Here is a 5706-nt window from a genome sequence, read left to right as displayed (position 1 = left end):
GCGATTGCCGCCGCGGATGCCGGCGCCGATGTGGTTCTGTGCGACGAGAATCCCGAGATCGGCGGCGCACTGAGCTATGGCCGCTACGATCCAGCGCTGCTCTCCGGCCTCGCGTCGCGGCTTGCCAACCTCCCAAATCTCAAGCTGCTGACCGCCACAGTCTGCAATGGCTGGTACGAAGACAATTGGCTGCCGCTGATCGAGGGCCACCGCCTCCATCGGACACGCGCCCGCGAGGTGATCCTGGCGACCGGCGCCATCGAGCAGCCGGCCGTCTTCCGCAACAACGACCTGCCGGGGATCATGCTCGGCGGAGCCGCGCAGCGCCTGATCCGCCATTATGGCGTGCGGCCCGGCCAGAGCGCCGTGGTGCTGGCGGCCAACGAGGACGGCTACCGGACGGCACTCGATCTGTTGGACGCCGGCGTGTCGGTGGTCGAGCTTGTCGATCCGAGATCCGTCGGTGAAGCCAGCCCGCTGGAGGCCGAACTCCGCGATAACGGCATCGCCATCCGCAAAGGCGCGACGGTCGAAGCGGCGGAAGGCACCGCCGGCAACCGTCACCTCGCCCACGTCCGTGTCGGCGGAAGCTGGATCGCCTGCGACCTGCTGACGGTTTCGATCGGCCAGGCGCCGGCGTGGCAATTGCCGTGCCAGGCCGGCGGCAAGGTCGGCTACGACGCCGACACGCAAACGATGACGATCACGCTTCCGCAAGGCCCTGTCCATCTGGCCGGCGCCGTTGCCGGAACGGACGAGATCGAGGACGCCATAACCGACGGCCAACGAGCAGCGACAGCCGCGCTCTCGCGGCTCGGGCATGCAGTGGCGGTAGAACCTCCGGTCACACCGAAAGCCATTCGACCACGATACGTACAACCCATCGTCGCCGATCCCAAGGGACGCGACTTCGTCGATTTCGACGAGGATCTGCAGGTCAAGGATCTGCAGAACGCGACCAAGGACGGCTATCGCGAGATCGAGCTGGTCAAGCGCTTCACCACCGTCGGCATGGGTCCGAGCCAGGGACGTCATTCGGCCCTGGCGACCGCCCGGATCGTCGCCGAGGCAACCGGCCGGACGGTCGGCGAGATCGGCATCACCACGGCGCGTCCTCCCGTCGGGCCGGAAACGCTCGCCGTGCTTGCCGGCCATCACGCAGCTCTGGAGCGCCGCACCGCGCTGCATGCGCGGCACCTCGCGCTGAACGCCGCGATGAAGCCGGTTGGCGCATGGTGGCGGCCCTACTATTACGGCAACGCAAGTAGCGCTGAGGAAGCCGTCCGCGAAGAAATCCTGGCGGTGCGCGAAGGCGTTGGCCTGCTCGACGTCTCGACGCTGGGCAAGCTGGAAATCCGCGGGCCTGACGCCGGTGAATTTCTCGACCGCCTCTACACGATGGCGCATGCCAACCAGCCCGTCGGCCGAGTCCGCTATTGCCTGATGCTCAACGAGATGGGCTCGGTGGTCGATGATGGGGTCGCCTACCGGATGGCGCAGGACCAGTTCTATGTCACGGCCACCACTGGCGCCGTCGCCCGCGTCTATGCCGACATGCTTTTCTGGAATGCCGAATGGCACCTGAAGGTCGACGTGCTCAACCTCACCGGCGCGTTCTCGGGCCTCAACGTCACCGGACCCAAGGCGCGCCAGGTTCTCGAAGCGCTGCAGAGCGACATCGATTTCAGCCGCGACGCCTTCCCCTATCTGAGCGGTTGTGAAGGCACGGTCGCCGGCGTTCCGGTGCGGGTGATGCGCATCGGCTTCACCGGCGAGCTAAGCTACGAACTGCATTGCCCCTCAAGCCTGGCGCCCAGCCTGTGGGACGCGGTGATGGCCGCGGGCAAGCCCCACGACTTGCGCCCCTACGGCCTGGAGGCCTCGCGCATATTGCGCCTGGAGAAAGGCCACATCCTGATCGGCCAGGACACGGATGCGATCACCACGCCTGATGAGCTGGGCTTCGGCTGGGCGGTCTCGAAGAAGAAGCCGTTCTTCGTCGGCAAACGCTCCATCGAGATGCGCGCCAGGCTGAGCCAGACCCGCAAGCTGGTCGGGCTGCAATTCCCTGCCGGCGCCAGCAACATCCCCGGCGAAAGCTGCCTAGTGCTGCGCGGCGGCGCTCCCGTCGGCCAAATCACATCGGTCGGATATTCGCCGTCGCTCGAGCGCCATATCGCGCTCGCCTATGTCCATGTCGACGACCAGGCGGAAGGCAGCCGCGTGACGGTGAAGTGCCGCAACGGCGAGCTGGTCGAGGCGCCTGTCGTCGCCCACGCCTTCTTCGACCCGACCAACGCGCGGCAGGAGACCTAAGATGCACGCCGGCGCAGCGACTCGCATTTGTCCTTTCATGCCCGGCGGCGCGGCCGACGGCACGACGCTGATTTCCGGCGCGGTCGCGCTGAGCGATCTTACAGACAAGCCGCGCTTCGGCCTGAAAGGCGGCGGCAGTGCCGCCTGGCTCGGCCAGCACGGCATTCCCCTCCCCGCCGTCAACCGCATCGGCGATCACCGTGGCATGCGGGTCCTGCGCCTCGGCAATGAGGACATCCTGCTTCTCGCCGAGGACGCAGGCGAGACGCTCGCTGACGTCAAAAACACCTGGCGTGCCGCGGCGGCGCCGAAAGGCTACTCATCATGGCGGGAGGAAGGTTGGGCGTGGATGCGCCTTTCCGGCCCTCGCCTTGCCGAAGCGATGAGCGCGCTGTGCGCGCTGGACCTGAGACCGCAAAAATTCGGCACCGACGAGATCGCCCAGACCCGCGTCGGCCATATCGAGGCCGTGACGTTTCGTTCGCCGGCGGGTTTCGACATACTGTTCGACATCACCGCTTCGGCCTACTTCGCCCGCGCCGTCGCGGCAGTGGCCGGCCACACAGTATAGAGGACATTCATGACCCGCCCGCAAGGAACCATCGCCCCCATCCTGACGCCGTTCGAGGACGACGGCCGCATCGCGCGTGATCTCTGGATCTCCCACGCCAAATGGGTGCTCGGCCAGGGCGCGCATTTCCTCTCGCCCTTCGGCACGACCGGCGAAGCGCTGTCGGTTTCGCTGCGCGAACGCATGCAGGCGCTGGAATGGCTGGTCGAGGCTGGCATCGCGCCCGACCGGCTGATGCCCGGCACCGGTGTGACCGCGCTTCCCGAAACGGTCGAATTGTCGGCGCATGCCATCGGCCTCGGCTGCGCCGCGGTCATGGTGCTGCCGTCCTTCTTCTACACCGGCGCCGGCGACAACGGTCAGGCGCGCTATTACAGCGAGCTGATCGAGAAGGTGGCGAAGCCATCGATGCGGGTGATCCTCTACCACATCCCGCAGAATTCCGGCGTGCCGGTCAGCCCGGCGCTGACAGCCAGACTGAGCAAGGCCTTTCCGGACACGGTCGTCGCCTACAAGGACAGCGCCGTCGACTGGAACAACACCGCCGCCGTCATCGCCGCCGCGCCCGATATCTCCGTGTTCCCAAGCTCGGAGGCGCAACTCACCAAGGGTCTTGCCAGCGGCGCGGCCGGCTGCATTTCGGCCACGGTCAATCTGAACGCCGCCGCCATCCGCCGCCTCTACGATGCGGCAAGGCAGGGCGAAGACGTCACGGAGGCGGATGCAGCCGTCAAGGCGTTCCGCAAGGTGATCCAGGATGCTGGCCTGATCCCGGCGATGAAGGCGGTGCTTGCGGTCAAGTCCGGCGACCGGCGCTGGCTAAACCTGCGCGCGCCGCATGAGAATGCGACGCTGGAAAACGGCCAGGTGCTGATTGCGGCGCTGGGCAGCGCCGCCGACCATCTCGGCCGCGATTGAGATCGCGATGTCGGCGCGCCCAACAATCATCCTGCACACCGACAAGCCGGCCGGCGCGCTTGCCGTACTCGCCGAGACGCATCCGGACCTCGACGTCCAGGCCTGCGATAGCTATGCCGGCCTCCCTGCCCTGATCGAACATATCAGCGCCGAGGTGGTCTATTCGGTCCGTTTCGACGGCACGCCGCGTTATCCGCGCCAGGCTCTCGTCGAGAGCCCGACGGTGAAATGGGTGTCGATCGGCGGCTCCGGCACCGACCATCTCGGCCGTTGGAATCCGGCGCATGTCACCGTGACGAATTCGGCCGGCGTCGCCGCCGGCATGCTCGCCGAATACGCGCTCGGCGCCATGCTCTCCTTCTCGCTCGACCTGCGCGGCTTCGAACGCCGGCAGCAGGCCCGCCAATGGGGCGGCGGCCGCGTCGAGCCGATTGAGGGCAAGACCGTCCTCATCGTCGGCCTCGGCAAGACGGGCGAAGCCGTCGCGTGCCGCGCGCAAGCCATGGGCATGCGCACGCTCGGCATCCGCGCGCGGCCGAAGCCGATGCCGGCGCTCGACGAGGTGCACGGCCCGGATGCGCTGCTGACGTTGATCGACCGCGCCGATTTCATCGTCTGCTGCGTGCCATTGCTGCCCACAACGCGCGGCCTGCTGGGCGAAGCGGCATTTGCCGCGATGAAGGCGACCGCCGTGCTCATCGACATTTCGCGCGGCGGCGTCATCGAGGAAGCCGCGTTGTTGAGCGCGCTGGACAACAAGCGGATCAAGGGCGCGGCGCTCGACGTTTTCGCGACCGAACCGCTGCCGGCGGAGCACCCGCTCTGGGGTTACGAAAACGTCGTCATCACGCCGCATTGCTCGGCGGTCTACGACGGCTGGGACATCAAGTCGGTGCGCATGTTCGCCGACAATCTGGCGCGCTACCGCAAAGGCGAGCCGCTGGAGAATGTGGTCAATCCGGAACGCGGCTATTGAAAGCAATTCCAGGAAAAGTGTGAACGGTTTTCCGTCCGGAATTGCGAAAAAAGAGGATCGGGAGGGAGTAGTCCGATGTCACAGGACAGGCGTGGCGGCGGTCGCCGATCGAAGCTCGGACGCAGCGGCGGCGGCATCGCGCAACTGCCGTGGCAGAGCGTGAAAAACCCCTACCCGCCCATGCAGCTTCTCGACGAGGAGCGCATGGAGCAGTTGCACAAGACATCGATGCGCATCCTGTCGGAGCTCGGCATCCGCGTCATGAGCGAGAAGGTGATGGACCTGTTCGCCAAGGCAGGCGCCATCGTCGACCGCGAAAGCAACACCATCCGCATCGACGAGAGCATTGTCACCGAAGCCCTGCGCAACGTTCCCTCCTCCTTCACGCTGACCAGCCGCAACCCCGACAAGCAGCTCCATTTCGGCGGCACTTCGCTGGTCTTCGGCCTGGTCGCCGGTCCGCCCAACGTGCATGACCGCATCAACGGCCGGCGTCCAGGCAACCTCCCCGACTATCAGAACTTCATCCGGCTAGCGCACCATTTCAACGCCATCCACATCATCGGCAACCAGGTGGTGGCGCCGATCGAGCTGCCGGCCAATTCGCGCCATCTCGACACCTATCACGCCAATCTGACGCTGAGCGACCTCTCCTTCCATTGCACCGCGATCGGCCGCGCCAGGGCGATGGACGGCATCAACATGATGGCGATCGCGCGCGGCATCTCGGTCGAGGAGATGCGCGCTTCGCCGGGCGTGACCACGATCATCTCGATCAACTCGCCGCGCCTCTTCGACGATGCGATGGCCGAAGGCCTGATCGCCATGGCCGAGCATGGCCAGCCGGTGACGGTCACCCCCTTCACGCTGATGGGCGCGATGACGCCGGTGACGCTTGCCGCAGCACTCTGCCAGCAGCTGTCTC

At 66.4% G+C, this 5706-nt stretch carries 5 protein-coding genes; all 5 read left to right on the top strand.

The window, feature by feature from the left end:
- Positions 1–2316 (top strand): glycine cleavage T C-terminal barrel domain-containing protein (locus tag EOA23_RS30765; protein ID WP_127306891.1); only part of this gene is annotated, 2316 nt, incomplete at its 5' end.
- 1 nt (position 2317) lies between these two features.
- Entirely contained in the window at positions 2318–2887 is a 570-nt protein-coding gene (locus tag EOA23_RS30760; RefSeq protein ID WP_127306890.1) for a sarcosine oxidase, read from the top strand.
- Positions 2888–2896: 9 nt separating this feature from the next.
- On the top strand, positions 2897–3805 hold the full coding sequence (locus EOA23_RS30755; protein ID WP_127306889.1) for a dihydrodipicolinate synthase family protein: 909 nt from the start codon (positions 2897–2899) through the stop codon (positions 3803–3805).
- Positions 3806–3812: 7 nt separating this feature from the next.
- Positions 3813–4781, top strand: a complete 969-nt coding sequence (locus EOA23_RS30750) for a D-2-hydroxyacid dehydrogenase (RefSeq protein WP_127306888.1) — start codon at positions 3813–3815, stop codon at positions 4779–4781.
- Positions 4782–4856: 75 nt separating this feature from the next.
- Positions 4857–5706 (top strand): trimethylamine methyltransferase family protein (locus EOA23_RS30745; RefSeq protein WP_189341768.1); only part of this gene is annotated, 850 nt, incomplete at its 3' end.

The organism is Mesorhizobium sp. M2A.F.Ca.ET.042.01.1.1 (assembly GCF_003997405.1).
GTDB lineage: Bacteria > Pseudomonadota > Alphaproteobacteria > Rhizobiales > Rhizobiaceae > Mesorhizobium.
Note: the sequence above shows the minus strand (reverse complement) of the source record. Positions and strands in the feature narration are given on the sequence as shown.

Bases quoted from the DNA above. Each gene is read 5' to 3' on its own strand.
- EOA23_RS30760 (WP_127306890.1), top strand. From the start codon at position 2,318: ATGCACGCCGGCGCAGCGACTCGCATTTGTCCTTTCATGCCCGGCGGC.
- EOA23_RS30755 (WP_127306889.1), top strand. From the start codon at position 2,897: ATGACCCGCCCGCAAGGAACCATCGCCCCCATCCTGACGCCGTTCGAG.
- EOA23_RS30750 (WP_127306888.1), top strand. From the start codon at position 3,813: ATGTCGGCGCGCCCAACAATCATCCTGCACACCGACAAGCCGGCCGGC.